Source organism: Actinomadura macra NBRC 14102 (genome assembly GCF_001552215.1).
GTDB lineage: Bacteria > Actinomycetota > Actinomycetes > Streptosporangiales > Streptosporangiaceae > Spirillospora > Spirillospora macra.
In genome coordinates this window covers 390,515-404,151 of the sequence record NZ_BCQT01000018.1, presented here as the reverse complement: position 1 = coordinate 404,151, position 13,637 = coordinate 390,515, and the positions used below count along the sequence as shown (strand labels likewise).

The window sequence follows — 13,637 nt, the reverse complement described above, 5'->3', positions numbered from 1 at the left end:
GACGGTCGGACGGCGACACGGTCGCCCCCGGACGGGACCGCTCACCCGGCCGGTCATCATCAACAGCGGCACGCACTCCCGGCGGCCGGGTTCGACGATGCCGCCGTTCTCGGACCAACAGATCCCGGGCCGCAAGCCCGGTATCTCGTACAACGGTGGCCGGCTCGTTGAGGAGAAGGCGTAACAGCTGGACGAAGGGTCGGTACGGGGTTCATCGCAGGGGTGCGTGGATGCTCTTCAGCTGTGTGTAGGAGTGCAGGTCTTCGATGGATTCCTCGCGGCCCAGGCCGGAGTGCTTCCAGCCGCCGAAGGGCGTTCCGGCGAAGTGCCGGGACACCTCGTTGATCCAGACGTAGCCGGTCTCCAGAAGGTGGGCGACGCGCAGGGCGCGCCCGACGTCGCGGGTCCAGACGCTGCCGGTGAGGCCGTAGGGCAGCGCGTTGGCGATCCGCACCGCCTCGTCCTCGTCCCGGTAGCGCAGGACCGACAGGACCGGGCCGAAGATCTCTTCCCGCGCGACGCCGTGTTCCGGGCGTACGCCGGTCAGCACGGTGGGGCTCAGCCAGTGCCCGCGGACGAACGACTCGCCGGACGGGCGGGTCGCGCCGGTGAGCACCTCCGCTCCCGCCTCGACGCCGGCCTGGATGTGACGGTTGACGCTCTCAAGGTGGGCGGCGGAGACCAGAGCGCCCATCTGGGTGTCCTCGGACTGGGGGTCACCGACGCGGATGTCCTCGGTCAGGCGGCGGACGCGGTCGAGGAAGTCCGCGCCGATGGACTCGTGCAGGAGCAGCCGGCTGGTGGAGCCGCACGACTGCCCGGCGCTCCAGTGGAAGTTCATGCCGCGGACGGCGGCCTCGGCCGCCGCGTCCAGGTCGGCGTCCGGGAACACGATCATGGCGTTCTTGCCGCCGAGTTCGAGGGTGATGTGTTTGATCCCGGTTTCGGCCGCCGCACGGAGGACGGCCTGGCCGGTGCGCACGCTGCCGATGAGCCCGATGCGGTGGACGTCCGGATGGCGGACGAGCGCCTCGCCTGTCGCGGGGCCCCTCCCGGCGAGGGTGGACAGCACGCCGGGAGGGAGCTCCCCCGCGAACAGCTCGCCGAGGCGCAGAGCGGACAGCGGAGCCTGCGGCGGGGCTTTGAGGACGACCGCGTTGCCCGCGAGGAGCGGTGCTGCGATCTTCGATGCGGCGAACATCACGGGATGGTTGTAGGGGACGATGCGCGCGACCACTCCGTACGGCTGCCGGACTGTGAAATGCAGCCGTTCGGTGGTCGAGGGGATGGTGTCCCCGCCCAGGCCCAGGGCCCAGTCGGCGTACATCTCCAGGGCGTCGACGGCGAGGGCGACGTCGCCCAGCATCGCCGTGCGCGGGTGGCCGCAGTCGAGCGCGTCGAGGGTGGCGAGGTCCTCACCGTGCTCGGCCACGATGGCCGCGAGCCGGCGCAGCGCCCGGGCGCGTTCGCGCGGCGCCACCCGCGCCCAGCCCGGGTACGCCCGGTGGCCAGCGGCGACGGCGGCCTGGACATCCAGCGCGCCCGCGTCGGGGACCTCCGCCAGCGGGGTGGCGGTGGCGGGGTTCTCGGTCTCGTAGCAGGCGCCGGAGAGGGCGTCGACCAGCCGGCCGCCGATGAGGAGCTTCCAGTCGCGGGGCATCGTGCCGTCCTCAGATGCGGTAGTGATCGTGGACCTCGGGGGCGAACAGGTCCTCGGCCGTCAGCGGGTTCGGGGTGATGCCCTGCCGCCGGCACATGCCCAGGAACGCCTCCAGGGTGGTCCGGTTGGCGTCGATGCCATAGGGCCAGAAGTCGTCGCCGAACAGATGCCGCGCCCTTTCTGTGTGCGCCGCCTGCCACGGCACGGGAATGCGGGAGGCGTTCATCTCCAAGGCCCTGTCCAGGCTGCGCCGCTTGGCCTCCTCGAAGGCGGTCATGAGGTTCATCGCGACCCAGGGGTGCCGGGAGTGCAGGTCGGAGCGCAGCACGATCACATGCATGATCGGGAAGATGCCGGTGCGCGCGAAGTAGGCCCGCTCGACCGCCTCGGGGTCGTCGAACAGACGGCGCAGCCGCGTGCCGTCCCGGGGCGGGTGGGCGGCGATCACGGCGTCCAGGTCACCGGCGACCAGCAGGTCGTTGAGGGTCGTGTCGGGTCTCGGTTCGATCCGGATCCCCGCGGGCGGCTTGAGGGGGATGCCCTCGACCCGTCCGGGCTCGTTGGTGCCGGCCTGCACCCAGGTGACGTCCTCTGGGCGTACGCCGTAGTCGGACTCCAGCAGTTCCCTGGCGTAGACGGTGGCGGTCTGCGACCACTCGGGGATGCCGATGCGGCCGCCGCGCAGCGCGGCGGGGTCGTCCACCGGCCCGTCCGCACGGATGAAGATCGCCGAGTGGCGGAACAGGCGCGACGGGAAGATCGGGATGGCGGTCAGCGAGTCGTCGCCGGACCCGCGCAGGGCGCAGTACTTCGCCATCGACAGCTCCGAGACCTCCCACTCCCGATGCCGGGCGAAACGGAAGAAGATCTCCTCGACCGGATGGTTCAGCGCGGTGAGCGTCACCCCGGTGACGGGGACGGCGCCCGTGCACAGGTCCCTGACATGGTCGTAGTCGTTGACGGCGAGGCTGACATGCACTCGCGAGGTCCGTGCGTCCACCGGGGGCTACTCCTCGCGGCCCAGGAAGTCGAGCACGGCCGCGGTGAACAGTTCGGGCTGTTCGATGTTGGACAGGTGCGCGGCGTCCAGCATGAGCAGCTTCGCGCCGAGCACCTTCTCGGCGAGCTCCCGGCTGTGCTCGGGCTTCGTGGCCGGATCGTGGTCGCCGCCGATGACCAGGACGGGCACGGTGACCGTGCCGATCAGCCGCCGGTGGTCGAGGGTGCCGAGCGCCGCGCTGCAGCCGTAGTAGCCGTCCTCGGAGTTCGCGAGGAAGACCCGCTTGAGGTCCTCGACCACGCCGGGGTGGCTTGTGATGAAGGCGGGGGTGAACCAGCGCGGGACGATCTGCTCGACCAGGCCGGCCAGCCCGACGTCGCGGATCGCCTCAAGGCGCGGCGCGATCGCCTGCGGCGGGATGAAGATGCCCGCGTTGGCGAGGACGGCGCGGCCGAGCCGCCCGGGTTCGTTGATCGCGAGCCACTGGCCGACCATGCCGCCGAGCGACAGCCCGCAGTAGTCGGTGGCGGTGAGGCCGGCCGCGTCGAAGACCGCGAGCGCGTCGCGGGCCAGCAGTTCGATGTCGTAGGCGCCGGTCGACGCCTCGGAGCGGCCGTGCCCGCGCATGTCGTAGCGGATCACCCGGTGCGTCTCGGTGAACGCCTGGAGCTGCGGCTCCCACATGGAGATGTCGGTGCCCAGGGAGTTGGACAGGACCAGCGGCGGAGCGCCGGGCTCGCCGTCCTCCCGTACGTACAGCCGGACGTCCTTGGCCTGGGCGAAGTACTCCCTCATGGCCCCTCCTGTTCGGTCGGTGTGGACAGCGGCCGGCCCGCGTCGCCGGGCAGCGGCGCGGCGTGCACAGCCAGGAGAAAGGCGACGCCGGTGTAGTGGCTCACCAGCACCGTCAGCTCCACCAGGCATCGGGCGCCGATCAACTCGACGATCCGCGCGTGGGTGTGATCCTCGACCCGGTGCCGGCTGAGCAACTCCGTGACGACCGCGGCGACGGCGCGCTCGGCGTCGGTGCCGTCGACCGGTGCCCCCTCCCGGATCAGATCGAGCGTTCGGGTTGTCAGGCCCGCGGCGAGCGCCGGGTCCTCGTGGGCGTACCAGATGAAGTCCGCGCCCCAGAAGCGGGCGGTCACGAGGATCGCGAGCTCGCGCAGCCGTACGGGCAGCTCGCCCGCGGTCAGCCGTCCGGCCATGTCCACCCACGGCCCGTGCAGTTCGGGTGCGAGGACCAGCGGCAGCCGGGGCCCGTACGGACCGCCGAACCGGGCGATGGACGAGTCGTGGATCGCGGCCTGTGGTGGCGACATCCGTTCCGGCAGCGGCAGCCGGGGCCAGCCCTTCACGCGGTCCTCCCGAGCTTCAGCAGCCGGGCCGCGTTGTCCTTGAGGACCAGCGGCCGGACCTCGTCGCGGATCGCGAGTGCGGCGAAGTCTGCGAGCCAGCGATCCGGCGTGATCATCGGGTAGTCGGAACCGAAGAGCACCTTGTGCTTCAGCGGGCCGTTGACGTACCGGACGAGGATCTCCGGGAAGTACTTCGGTGACCAGCCGGACAGGTCGATGTACACGTTCGGCTTGTGGGTCGCCACCGCCAGCGCCTCCTCCTGCCAAGGGAAGGACGGGTGGGCGATGACGAGGTCCATGTCCGGGAAGTCGGCCGCGACGTCGTCGAGGAGCATCGGGTTGGAGTACTTCAGCCGGATGCCGCCGCCTCCCGGCATGCCGGCGCCGATCCCCGTCTGCCCGGAATGGAAGAGGGCGACCAGTCCGGCGGCGGCGATCTCCTCGTACATCGGATAGTGAACGTGATCGTTGGGCCAGAACGCCTGGGTGTTCGGGTGGAACTTGAAACCGCGGACGCCGCGCTCGATGCACGACCGCACCTCGCGTACGCCCAGCACGCCTTTGTGGGGATCCACCGAGGCGAAGGGGATCAGGACATCAGGGTGCTCGGCGGCCGCGTCGATGACCTCGTCGTTGGGGATGCCGGACTGCCCGCTGCCCGCGCCCGAGTCGACGGTGAACAGGACCGCCGCCATGTCGCGGGCCCGGTAGTGCTCGGCGAGGTCGGCCACGGTCGGCTCGTCGACCTGTCCGCCGAAGTAGCGCGCGGCGGCGTCGGCGAAGGCCCGGGAGGTCTCGTCGAGAGGAGCGCCGTCGGCCCGGCGCTGTACGTGGGTGTGCATGTCGATGGCGACGACGACTTCCGGATCAACGGGCATGGGACTCACCGTAGTCGATCGATCGTTCGATCACAAGAGATTGTCAGAGCGCGCGGATCGGCTGGTATACATGAGACATGGAGCCCACCCGGACGGGTCGAGACACAGCGGACACCATCCAGCAGGCGGCCATCAAGCTGATCCATAGCAAGGGATACGAGGGAACCTCGATCCGCGACATCGCCCGTGAGGCCGATATCGGGATCGCCACCCTCTTCCACCACTTTGGCAGCAAGGCCGAACTACTCGAACGAACGCTCAAGACGGAGTTCGACTACCTGCTCGGGCAGATGGAGGCGGCCGTCGCCGGAGTTGACGATCCGCTGGAGCGGTTCGCGGCGGCGGTGCGCGTCCACGTGGTGCTGCACTGTGAGAAGCCCGAGAGCTCGATCGTGAACACCGAGCTGCGCAGTCTTGAGCCGGTGCCCCGCGCCGAGGTCCAGGTCAAGGTGGAGCGCGTTCAGGCGATCTTCAGCTCGACGCTGCTCGCCGGGGTGGAGGCGCGCCAGTTCCGGTGCGCGCACCCGCGAGAGACGGCGCGGGCCGTGCACGGCATGTGCTCGTCGGTCACGTCCTGGTACCACCTGGGCGCCGGCATGACCCCGGACGAGGTCGGCGACCTGTACGTCGAGCTGGCACTGCGGTTGGCCGAGGCCGACCCCGCGGCCTCCCCAGCGCCGGGGAAGGCGCGGGCAGGCCGGAGCCGCGCCCGGCGGTCATGACTCCCGCGTGTCGTACATGATGCGTCGGTAGAGGTCGTAGAAGCCGCGGATCGGCCCCTCCGACACCATGTCCCCGGCCACCGGCGGCTCGATCCCGCGCCCGCCCAGCTCGACCACGCAGGTCCGGTCGGGGTTGGCGGACATTCCCGCGCGGGAGAACTCGAACACTTCGGTGTCGTCGATGGAGATGAGCCCGGCCGCGCCGACGAGGTTGGCCATCCGGACCCGCCGCCGCCGGAGGTCGGCGTCGTCGTCGGCGTAGCCGAAGAAGGTCCAGACCAGCTCGAACTCCTCGGGCCCCTTGACGATGACGTTGCGGCACTGGAGCAGGTTGTTCTGCTGCTGGACGGTGAAGCCGGGGAACATCGTCACGATCTGGATGGTGATGTCGTCGTCGTACTCCTTGACCGCGGCCAGCGGGCGCATGTCGTTGAGCTGGAAGTCGCGCTTGAGCGAGCGCATCTCCTCCGTACCGACGACGTCGTCCAGGTCGTTGCGGATCGAGGAGACCACGTTGTGCGCCCGCGTTCGCGGGTCCTGCAACAGCTCGCCCTTCTGGTCGATGCGGTAGAGCCCGAAGCTGATCAGGAACACGTGCAGCAGGCTGGCGTGGTAGGAGTCCTTCATGTTCTCCGGGTAGAGCTTCCAGTTGGCCCGCACCCGCTGCCGGTGGTAGCCGAGCACCTCAAGCTCGCGGCCGTCGAAGACCCGGGTGAGGCGGCCCCAGATCTGCTCGCCGAGGTAGTCGCGCATCGCCGGCGCGTTCTCGTCGAACGTGGCGAAGACGGCACCGTTGACGGTCTCGACCCGGAGCCGGCGCAGGCCATGGGCCGCGGGGTCGAAGTCACGCGGGTAGCCGCCCTTGCCCTTCACGCCGCGCCGGAACGGGACGCCGATCAGGTTCCCGCGCAGGTCGTACGTCCATTGGTGGTAGGGGCACATGAGCTCCTTGCCGTTGCCGAACTTGTCGCGGCACACCTCCAGCCCGCGGTGGGAGCAGATGTTGAGCACCACGCCGATCTCGCCGTCGGCCGCGCGGGTGACCAGCACCGACTTCTCGCCGACGACCGAGCGCATGTAGTCGCCCGGCTTGGGGATCTCGCAGGCCAGACCCACGAAGCTCCAGAACGGGCCGTAGAAGATCCGGTCGAGTTCGCGGCGGTAGTTCTCGGGGTCGGAGTAGACCCAGTTCGGAATCCGACTGTTGTCCTCGGATGGCCAGGGCCGCTCGTCCAGCTCGGTGCGCATCGGGGGCCTCCTAGAGCGGGTAGATGATCGTGCTGGGCAGGGACTCGGTGTCGCAGACCACGACCCGCTCGGCGAAACGCAGCGTCCCGTCGTCGTGTCTGAGCCGGTCGAAGGTGCGCGCGGTCAGCAGGAGCTCGGTGGGCTGGTCGCTCATCGTCTGGTGCACGGTGAGCATGCTGCGGGTGATGAGATCGTCGCCCTCCTGCCCGGTGACGCGGACCGAGGTCACCGTGTGCGAGATGTACCGGGGGGCGAACACCATCGTGTTCCGGATCGCGGTCAACCGGTCGACGATGCCGCCCCTGCTCTCGGCCAGGACCAGCGACACCGGGAGCCCACGGTCGTTGTTGATGCGGGGCACGATGCGGTAGAGGCACTCCTCGACGAAGAACCCGGGCCAGTCCTCCAGCGCGTCGTCGCAGATGCACTCGCAGTAGCGGGCGTAGAGATCCTGCACCTCATGCCGGGTGTCGATCATGGTTGGGCCTCCGTCCTCGTCGTCACGCGGATCTCGCCGTCGTGCTCGGTCACCGGATAGGTCGTCAACGGCTCGTCGACCGGCGGGCCGAGGCAGGATCCGCTACGCACCTCGAACCGGCCGCCGTGCAGGGGGCACTCGATGACGCCGTCCTCAAGCCAGCCGTCGGTCAGCATCGCCCGGCCATGCGTGCAGACGTTCGTGGTGGCGTAGAGCCGGCCGTCGACGCGGTAGATCGCTATGTCGAGGCCCTCCACCTGGACGTCGAGCATCTCGCCGTCGGCGATCTGGTCGCTGCGCGCGACGACGGGGCCCAGATCATCGGTCACGGTCACTCCTCACCAGCGCCGCCAGGGGAACCGCCGGGTCGGCCAGGGCAGCGCGGTCGATCGGCCGGCCGCGGGCGAGGAGCGTCCGGGCGGCGCGCATCTCCCGGGGCTGGTCCACGGTCGCCGCGGCGACCGGCACGCCATCGCGCAGTGCCAGGACGGTGAAGCCGCGCCCCCGCGGGTCCCGGCGGCACACCGGGTCGGGCCACCCCTGCGCCGCACCGGCGATCTGCACGTTGACGTCGTACTGGTCGCTCCAGAACCACGGCACCTCGTCGTAGGGCCGCCGGTCGCCGGCGATGCCGCGACCGACCGCGATCGCCTGGTTCTGGGCGTTGTGCCACGACTCGAGACGGATCCCGCGCCCGAGTGGCGGATGGTGGAACCGGGCCACGTCGCCTGCGGCGTACACGTGGGGGTCGCTGGTGGCGCCGAACTCGTCCACGAGGACGCCGTCCCCGACCGCGATGCCGGCCGCCGCGGCCAGTTCGTCGTTGGGCACGGCCCCGATACCCGCGACGATGTGGTCGGCGGTGGCGACGCTTCCGTCCCCGAGGTGGACGCGGACGTCGCGGGGGCCCGTCTCGATTCGCCGGATCTCGGCCCCGACCCGCAGGTGGACACCGTGGGCGGTGTGCACCTGCGCGAGATGGTCGCTGATCTGAGCCGGCAGGACGCGTTCCATGAGCCGTGCGGCCTGTTCCAGCACGGTCACTTCCAGGCCCCGCCGGGCGGCCGCGGCCGCGACCTCCATGCCGATCAGGCCGCCACCGACGACGATCAGCCGCCGGCCGTCCGCCAGGGCGTCGCGCAACCGTTCGGCGTCGGGGATGCCGCGCAGGTAGAGCACGCGCTCGGCGGCCCCGCCCGGCACCGACAGCCGGCGCGGCCGCGCACCCGTCGTGAGGACCAGCCGGTCGTAGCGGGTCTCGCCGCCGCCGCGCAGCGACAGGGTGCGCCGATGCCGGTCGAGCCGGGTGACCTGCTGGCCGAGCCGCAACTCGATGCCGGCGTCCTGGTAGAACGACGCCGCCTTGATGGCCATCCGCTCCGCCGGCACCGGCTCGGACAGGAACTCCTTGGACAGCGGGGGCCGCTCGTAGGGTGGGTACGCCTCGTCGCCGATCAGCGTGATGGTCCCGCGGTAGCCGTGCTCGCGCAGGCTCACCGCGACCCAGCCGCCGGCCTGGCCGGCCCCCACCACGACGAGCCGCTCCTCAGCGCCCGCCGAGCTCGCCATGTGACCCGCTCGCGGGCTCGCCCTGCGACTCGCTCAGCAGCCCCAGCCGCTCGTAGACCTCGCGGTTGCTGACCTGGAAGATGCGCGCCGGGCCGCCGGTCGCGCGGTGCGCGGCGGGCGACCGGGACGGGATCGTGAACACGTCGTTGGCCGTCCAGGAGATGCGGCGCCCGCCGATGACCGACTCCCCGGAGCCCTCGATCGGGACGCAGACGGTGCTGGCGGTCGACTGGATCGGGACCGTGAGCTCCTCGGAGTCGACCTGGAGCATCGTGCAGTCCAGCATCGACATCGTCGGGCCGCCCGTCAGCGGGTTGACGTACCGGACCCGCCGCGACCCGTCGGGGGCCGCGGGCGCGTGCTCCAGCGCCCGCACGACGTCGCCCAGCGGGTAGCGGAAGACCGGGGAGTGCGGCCGCGCGGCCGCCTCGGCGAGATCCTCCTGGCAGGGCGCGACGTTCGCGACGGCGTACGCCGCGTCGGCCGGGTGCGTGGGAGCCCCGACGATCGGGCCGGGCTGGAACTCGTCGGTACCGAGCGCCAGGTGCAGCGCGACGTCGAGGACGTCCACCCACACCGTCCGAGCCGTTCCGGGGGGCGTGGGGGGTCGCCCTCCCACAGGAGACCGCCTCGTCCCGTCGGAGACGTGCTCGTGCCAGCACCAGGCCGGCGTGATGATGAGGTCGCCGCGCTCCATCGGGCAGACCTTGCCGTCGACGATGGTGGCCGCTCCCGACGCCTCCAGGACGAAGCGCAGCGCGTTCATCGAGTGGCGGTGCGGACGTGCCCGCTCGCCCGGCAGCAACATCTGTAGCGTGGCGCTGACCAGGCCCGTGGTCGCCTCGTCCTCGGGGCTGGTGGACTTCGGGTTGACCAGGGACAGCACCCGCCGCTCGACGACCTCGGGGGAGGCGATCGCCGCCACCTCCGCGAGCACCGGGGCGAGCTCGCGCCACGGCCACAGGTGGGCCTGCTCGCCCGCCCGGTCGGTCTGGTGGGCGGTCGGGCTCTCCCACAGCGGTACGACGTGCGCGGCGGCCATGGCCTTCCTGACGTGCTCGGGCACCGTGGCGCGGCGCTTCTGCGCGACGTTCATGACGTTCTCCTCTCATCGGCTTCGTCCGACGGCCAGGGGACGACGACGCCGGCCCAGGCGACCACGGCGACGTCACCGGACTCGTGACGTTCCTCCAGCTCGTAGTCGATGCGCAGGCCCGCGTCGGCCGGCTCCGCCGCGACGGCCCGGCCGCTGATCAGCAGCCGCTGGCCGGGGCAGGCGATGGCCCGGTTCCGCCAGCCGAAGCGCACCAGCCGGGCCTCGTCGCCGACGGTGCTGAGCAGGGCCTGGCTCAGGAAGCAGGCGTGCAGATGGGCCTGGACCAGGATGTCGGGGTGGCCCTCACTCCTGGCGTAGTCGCGGTCGTAGTGGATGCGGTGGGGGTTCCAGGTCGCCGCGCTGAACAGGAATGCCTGGAGATGGGTCGCCACCCGTTCGACGGGCGCGATCTCGGTGAGCTCAGGGGGGATGTCCACGGTGTCACGCCGCCCTCGCGATCGGAGTCTCCCGGCACGTCACCACGGCGGTGCCGTCCGGCTTGCGATAGGTCGTGACCAGCGACAACAACAGGAATGCGCCGGAACGGCCCTGCTTGAGGGAGACGTCCTCCAGCGTGCAGGAGATCGTCAGCTCGGTGCCGTCGAGGACCGGCTCGTGCAGGTCGAGATCCTGGCCGCCGCCCATGAGCCGAAGCCCGTCGAGCGGCAGCCAGCCCGTCCGTTCGCTGCCGGTGCCGTCCGCGCGCAGCGCCGCCATCGGCTTTCCGGTCCCCCACTCCTGGACGGAGGACACGAAGATCGGCGGCGCGATGTCCTGACGGATGGGATTCGGGTCGTCGGCTGCGAGCGCGAACCGTACGAAGTCACGCCGGTCCACGCGTCCGCTGGTGGGCGGCCCGGAGGTGCCGATCATGGCGCGTAGTCGCTCGTAGGCCGCGGTGAGGTCGGTCACGATGGCCTCTTCCTGGCATCGGCGCGCAGCAGCCGCTTGTCGATCTTGCCGACCGTGGTCAGCGGCAACTCCGCGCGGAACTCGACGATCGAGGGCACCTTGTAGGAGGCGAGCCGCTGCCGGCAGTAGGCGAGCAGTTCGGCCTCGTCCGGCGCGGCGCCGGGCACCGGTTCGAGCACCGCCATCACCGCCTCGTCGCGGATCGGATCGGGCACGCCGACGACGGCGGCCCGCGCGACCTGCGGATGCCCGGCGAGGACCGCCTCCACCTCGCTGGCCGAGATGCTCTCCCCCGCCCGCTTGATGACGTCCTTCTTCCGGTCGAAGAAGTAGAGATAGCCCGCGGCGTCGGCCGTCGCGTAGTCGCCGGTGCGCAGCCATCCGTCGCTCATCGCCGCCGCGGTGGCCCCGGGATCGAGGTAATAGCCCAGCATGAGCGTGCGGCCGGGGACACCGTGCACCTCGATCTCCCCGACCTCGCCGGGGCCCGCCTCCTCGCCGTCGTCGCGGACCAGCCGGACGCGGCGCTCCATCGCGGGGAGCCCGATGGACGGCCAGCGCTTGGGCCCGCTGACCGGGCACACCGACACCCCCGCCACGGCCTCCGAGAGCCCGTAGCCGTTGATCAGCTCGACCGCGAAGCGCTCCTCGAACGCCGCGCGCTCCTCATCGGTGACGTTGAGCGCGAAGGGGACCCGGCGCAGCCGGTGCCGCCGGTCCGTCGCGGCGGGCGGCTGGGCGAGCAAGGTCCGCACGAGCATTCCCACCAGGCTCGTCTGGGTCGCGTCGTACTCGCGGATCCGCGCCCAGAACGCCGACGCGTGATAGCTCTCCAGCACGATCAGCGTCCCGCCGGCGGTCAGCGCCGCCAGCATCGACAGCGCCTGCGCGTTGAGGTGGTACAGCGGCAGCGCTGTCAGCAGGCGGTCGGTGTCGTCGAGCAGGTAGGAGCGGACCACCATCTCGCCGGCGAAGATGCAGTTGGCGTGGGTGATCAGCACGCCCTTCGGGCGGGACGTGGTGCCGGAGGTGAAGAGGATCTGTACCGGATCCTCGTCACCGGCCTCTGCTCGTCCGTCCCAGGGTTTCGCCGTGCGAAGCCCGTCCCAGGCCCAGCGGCCGACACGCAGGAGCTGGTCGGTGCCGGGCAGGACGTCCGCGAGGCGTTCGAGCATGGCGTCGCTGCCGATCAGCAGCCGGGCACCCGCCCGCTCGATCACGTACGCGATCTCGGCGGGATGGTCGCGGACGTTGCACGGGACCACGACGGCCCCGATCCTGATCACCGCGAAGTAGGCGACGACGAACTCCGGCGAGTTGCCGAGCGCCAGCGCGACCCGGTCGCCGGCGACGATCCCGAGGTCGCGCAGCCCTCCGGCCACGGCGCGGGTCTCCTCGGCGAACCGCGCGTAGGAGTACCGGGTGACCTCACCGACGTCGTTCTCGCAGATCAGCCATGGCTTGTCCGGATACCGTGCCACCCGCTCCGCAAGCAGGTCGGTGAGGGTCCGGTGGCCGAGCATGTCCAGCATCAGTCGTCCCGGGCGCTGAGACCGAGCATGTTGCGCGCGATCATCCAGCGGTGGATCTCGGAGGTGCCATGCCCGATCCGCCACAGCCTGGCCTGCCGGTAGAGGCTCTGGACGGGCGAGTCGAGCAGGTAGCCGCGGCCGCCGAGGACCTGAAGGCACCGGTCGGTGACCCGGTTGGCCATCTCGGTCGCGGCCAGCTTGGCCATGAACGCCTCGTTCTGGATCGGCTGCCCGGTGTCGGCGAGCCAGGCCGCCCGGTGGACCAGCAGCCGGGCCGCCTCCAGCTCGACCAGCGAGTCGGCGAGCATCCACTGCACGCCCTGCCGGGTGGCGATCGGCTTGCCCCAGGTGGTGCGCTCCTTCGCCCACGCGACCGCCTCGTCGAGGGCCCGCTGGGCGATCCCGAGCGCGATCGCGGCGATCTTGAGCCGCCCGTGCGTGAGCTGCCCGGCGGCCACCGCGAAACCCGCGTTCCACCCGCCGAGGATGTTTTTCATCGGCACCGCGCAGTCATGGAAGGCCAGCTCGAACGGCAGCCAGTCGTCGCCCATGGTCGGCATCGGACGGACGATCTCGTAGCCGGGCGACCCGCTCTCGACCAGCAGGCACGTGACCCCGTGCGCGCCGGCCGCCGGGTCGGTGGTCGCGAACAGGATCACGAAGTCGGCGACGTCGGCGAGCCCGATGAACATCTTGCGCCCGGTGACACGGACGAAGTCGCCACCCGGGTCGTCGATCACCGTCTCCAGGTGGCCGAAGTCCGAGCCCGCCTGCGGTTCACTGAAGGCGAAGCAGCTCTGCTTGGCGCCATCGAGGACGGGGCGGAGAAAGCGTTCGCGCTGGTCGTCGTCGGCCAGGAACAGGCACGGCTCCGGGCTGCCGCCGAACTCCAGCCGCAGCGGGGAGCGGTAGAGCTCCTCGATCGTCAGGCACAGCCCGAGGTGGCCGTGGCCGAGCCCGCCGAACTCCGGCGCGACGTCCACGCCCCACAGGCCGCGCTTCCTGGCGCTTTCCTGGAGGTCGCGCCGGCTCGCGTTGTCGAGCGTGCCCGCCTCCAGGAAAGCCGCCTCCAGCGGTGCCAGCTCCTCGAGCCGGAACCGCCGGGTGCGGTCGACGAGCTCGCGAAGCTCCGCCGGAACTGCGAAGTCCATGGTCCTCCTCGGCTAGCTAACCGATCGATCGTT

15 protein-coding genes are annotated in these 13,637 nt (G+C 71.0%); 1 reads left to right on the top strand and 14 read right to left on the bottom strand.

The features are described 5' to 3' along the window. Window positions 1-211 precede the first annotated feature (211 nt). Genes AMA02S_RS29425 through AMA02S_RS29405 form a run of 5 tightly spaced genes read right to left on the bottom strand, consistent with a single transcriptional unit; the run spans window position 212 to window position 4,896 of the window. A complete protein-coding gene (locus AMA02S_RS29425; RefSeq protein ID WP_084265723.1) occupies window positions 212-1,660 on the bottom strand; it encodes an aldehyde dehydrogenase family protein in 1,449 nt (482 codons plus the stop codon). Between the two features lie 10 nt (window positions 1,661-1,670). Then, on the bottom strand, window positions 1,671-2,660 hold the full coding sequence (locus AMA02S_RS29420; protein ID WP_067464398.1) for a substrate-binding domain-containing protein: 990 nt from the start codon (window positions 2,658-2,660) through the stop codon (window positions 1,671-1,673). Window positions 2,661-2,666: 6 nt separating this feature from the next. Continuing rightward, entirely contained in the window at window positions 2,667-3,455 is a 789-nt protein-coding gene (locus AMA02S_RS29415; RefSeq protein WP_067464395.1) for an alpha/beta fold hydrolase, read from the bottom strand. Continuing rightward, window positions 3,452-4,018, bottom strand: a complete 567-nt coding sequence (locus AMA02S_RS29410) for a carboxymuconolactone decarboxylase family protein (protein ID WP_067464393.1) — start codon at window positions 4,016-4,018, stop codon at window positions 3,452-3,454. Before AMA02S_RS29410 ends, AMA02S_RS29415 begins: the two co-directional genes overlap by 4 nt. Continuing rightward, window positions 4,015-4,896 (bottom strand): amidohydrolase family protein, encoded by an 882-nt coding sequence (locus tag AMA02S_RS29405; protein WP_067464390.1) that lies wholly within the window; start codon window positions 4,894-4,896, stop codon window positions 4,015-4,017. Before AMA02S_RS29405 ends, AMA02S_RS29410 begins: the two co-directional genes overlap by 4 nt. Before the next feature lie 77 nt (window positions 4,897-4,973). On the opposite strand from AMA02S_RS29405, the gene AMA02S_RS29400 reads away from it, so the two are divergent. Then, window positions 4,974-5,618: a TetR-type transcription factor C-terminal domain-containing protein gene (locus AMA02S_RS29400; protein WP_067464387.1), complete on the top strand. Its 645-nt coding sequence runs from the start codon at window positions 4,974-4,976 to the stop codon at window positions 5,616-5,618. Here the strand turns inward: AMA02S_RS29400 and AMA02S_RS29395 are convergent. Genes AMA02S_RS29395 through AMA02S_RS29355 form a run of 9 tightly spaced genes read right to left on the bottom strand, consistent with a single transcriptional unit; the run spans window position 5,613 to window position 13,604 of the window. Further along, window positions 5,613-6,866, bottom strand: coding sequence for an aromatic ring-hydroxylating oxygenase subunit alpha (locus AMA02S_RS29395; protein WP_067464384.1), 1,254 nt, complete (start codon window positions 6,864-6,866; stop codon window positions 5,613-5,615). The two genes, AMA02S_RS29400 and AMA02S_RS29395, sit on opposite strands and share 6 nt — an antisense overlap. A gap of 10 nt (window positions 6,867-6,876) precedes the next feature. Then, complete coding sequence (locus AMA02S_RS29390) at window positions 6,877-7,344, bottom strand: aromatic-ring-hydroxylating dioxygenase subunit beta (protein ID WP_067464381.1); 468 nt, start codon at window positions 7,342-7,344, stop codon at window positions 6,877-6,879. Beyond that, window positions 7,341-7,673 (bottom strand): non-heme iron oxygenase ferredoxin subunit, encoded by a 333-nt coding sequence (locus tag AMA02S_RS29385; protein ID WP_218005153.1) that lies wholly within the window; start codon window positions 7,671-7,673, stop codon window positions 7,341-7,343. The genes AMA02S_RS29390 and AMA02S_RS29385 overlap by 4 nt, the downstream gene beginning before the upstream one ends. After that, window positions 7,663-8,913 (bottom strand): NAD(P)/FAD-dependent oxidoreductase, encoded by a 1,251-nt coding sequence (locus AMA02S_RS29380; protein ID WP_067464378.1) that lies wholly within the window; start codon window positions 8,911-8,913, stop codon window positions 7,663-7,665. The genes AMA02S_RS29385 and AMA02S_RS29380 overlap by 11 nt, the downstream gene beginning before the upstream one ends. Then, the gene (locus AMA02S_RS29375) at window positions 8,891-10,009 is read right to left on the bottom strand and encodes a cupin domain-containing protein (RefSeq protein ID WP_067464375.1); all 1,119 of its coding nucleotides are present in this window, start codon (window positions 10,007-10,009) and stop codon (window positions 8,891-8,893) included. Before AMA02S_RS29375 ends, AMA02S_RS29380 begins: the two co-directional genes overlap by 23 nt. Beyond that, a complete protein-coding gene (locus tag AMA02S_RS29370; protein ID WP_067464372.1) occupies window positions 10,006-10,446 on the bottom strand; it encodes a hotdog family protein in 441 nt (146 codons plus the stop codon). Before AMA02S_RS29370 ends, AMA02S_RS29375 begins: the two co-directional genes overlap by 4 nt. Before the next feature lie 4 nt (window positions 10,447-10,450). Further along, on the bottom strand, window positions 10,451-10,921 hold the full coding sequence (locus AMA02S_RS29365; RefSeq protein WP_067464369.1) for an FAS1-like dehydratase domain-containing protein: 471 nt from the start codon (window positions 10,919-10,921) through the stop codon (window positions 10,451-10,453). Then, window positions 10,918-12,453, bottom strand: coding sequence for an AMP-binding protein (locus tag AMA02S_RS29360; RefSeq protein WP_067464366.1), 1,536 nt, complete (start codon window positions 12,451-12,453; stop codon window positions 10,918-10,920). Before AMA02S_RS29360 ends, AMA02S_RS29365 begins: the two co-directional genes overlap by 4 nt. After that, window positions 12,453-13,604, bottom strand: a complete 1,152-nt coding sequence (locus tag AMA02S_RS29355) for an acyl-CoA dehydrogenase family protein (RefSeq protein ID WP_067464363.1) — start codon at window positions 13,602-13,604, stop codon at window positions 12,453-12,455. Before AMA02S_RS29355 ends, AMA02S_RS29360 begins: the two co-directional genes overlap by 1 nt. Window positions 13,605-13,637: the final 33 nt, after the last annotated feature.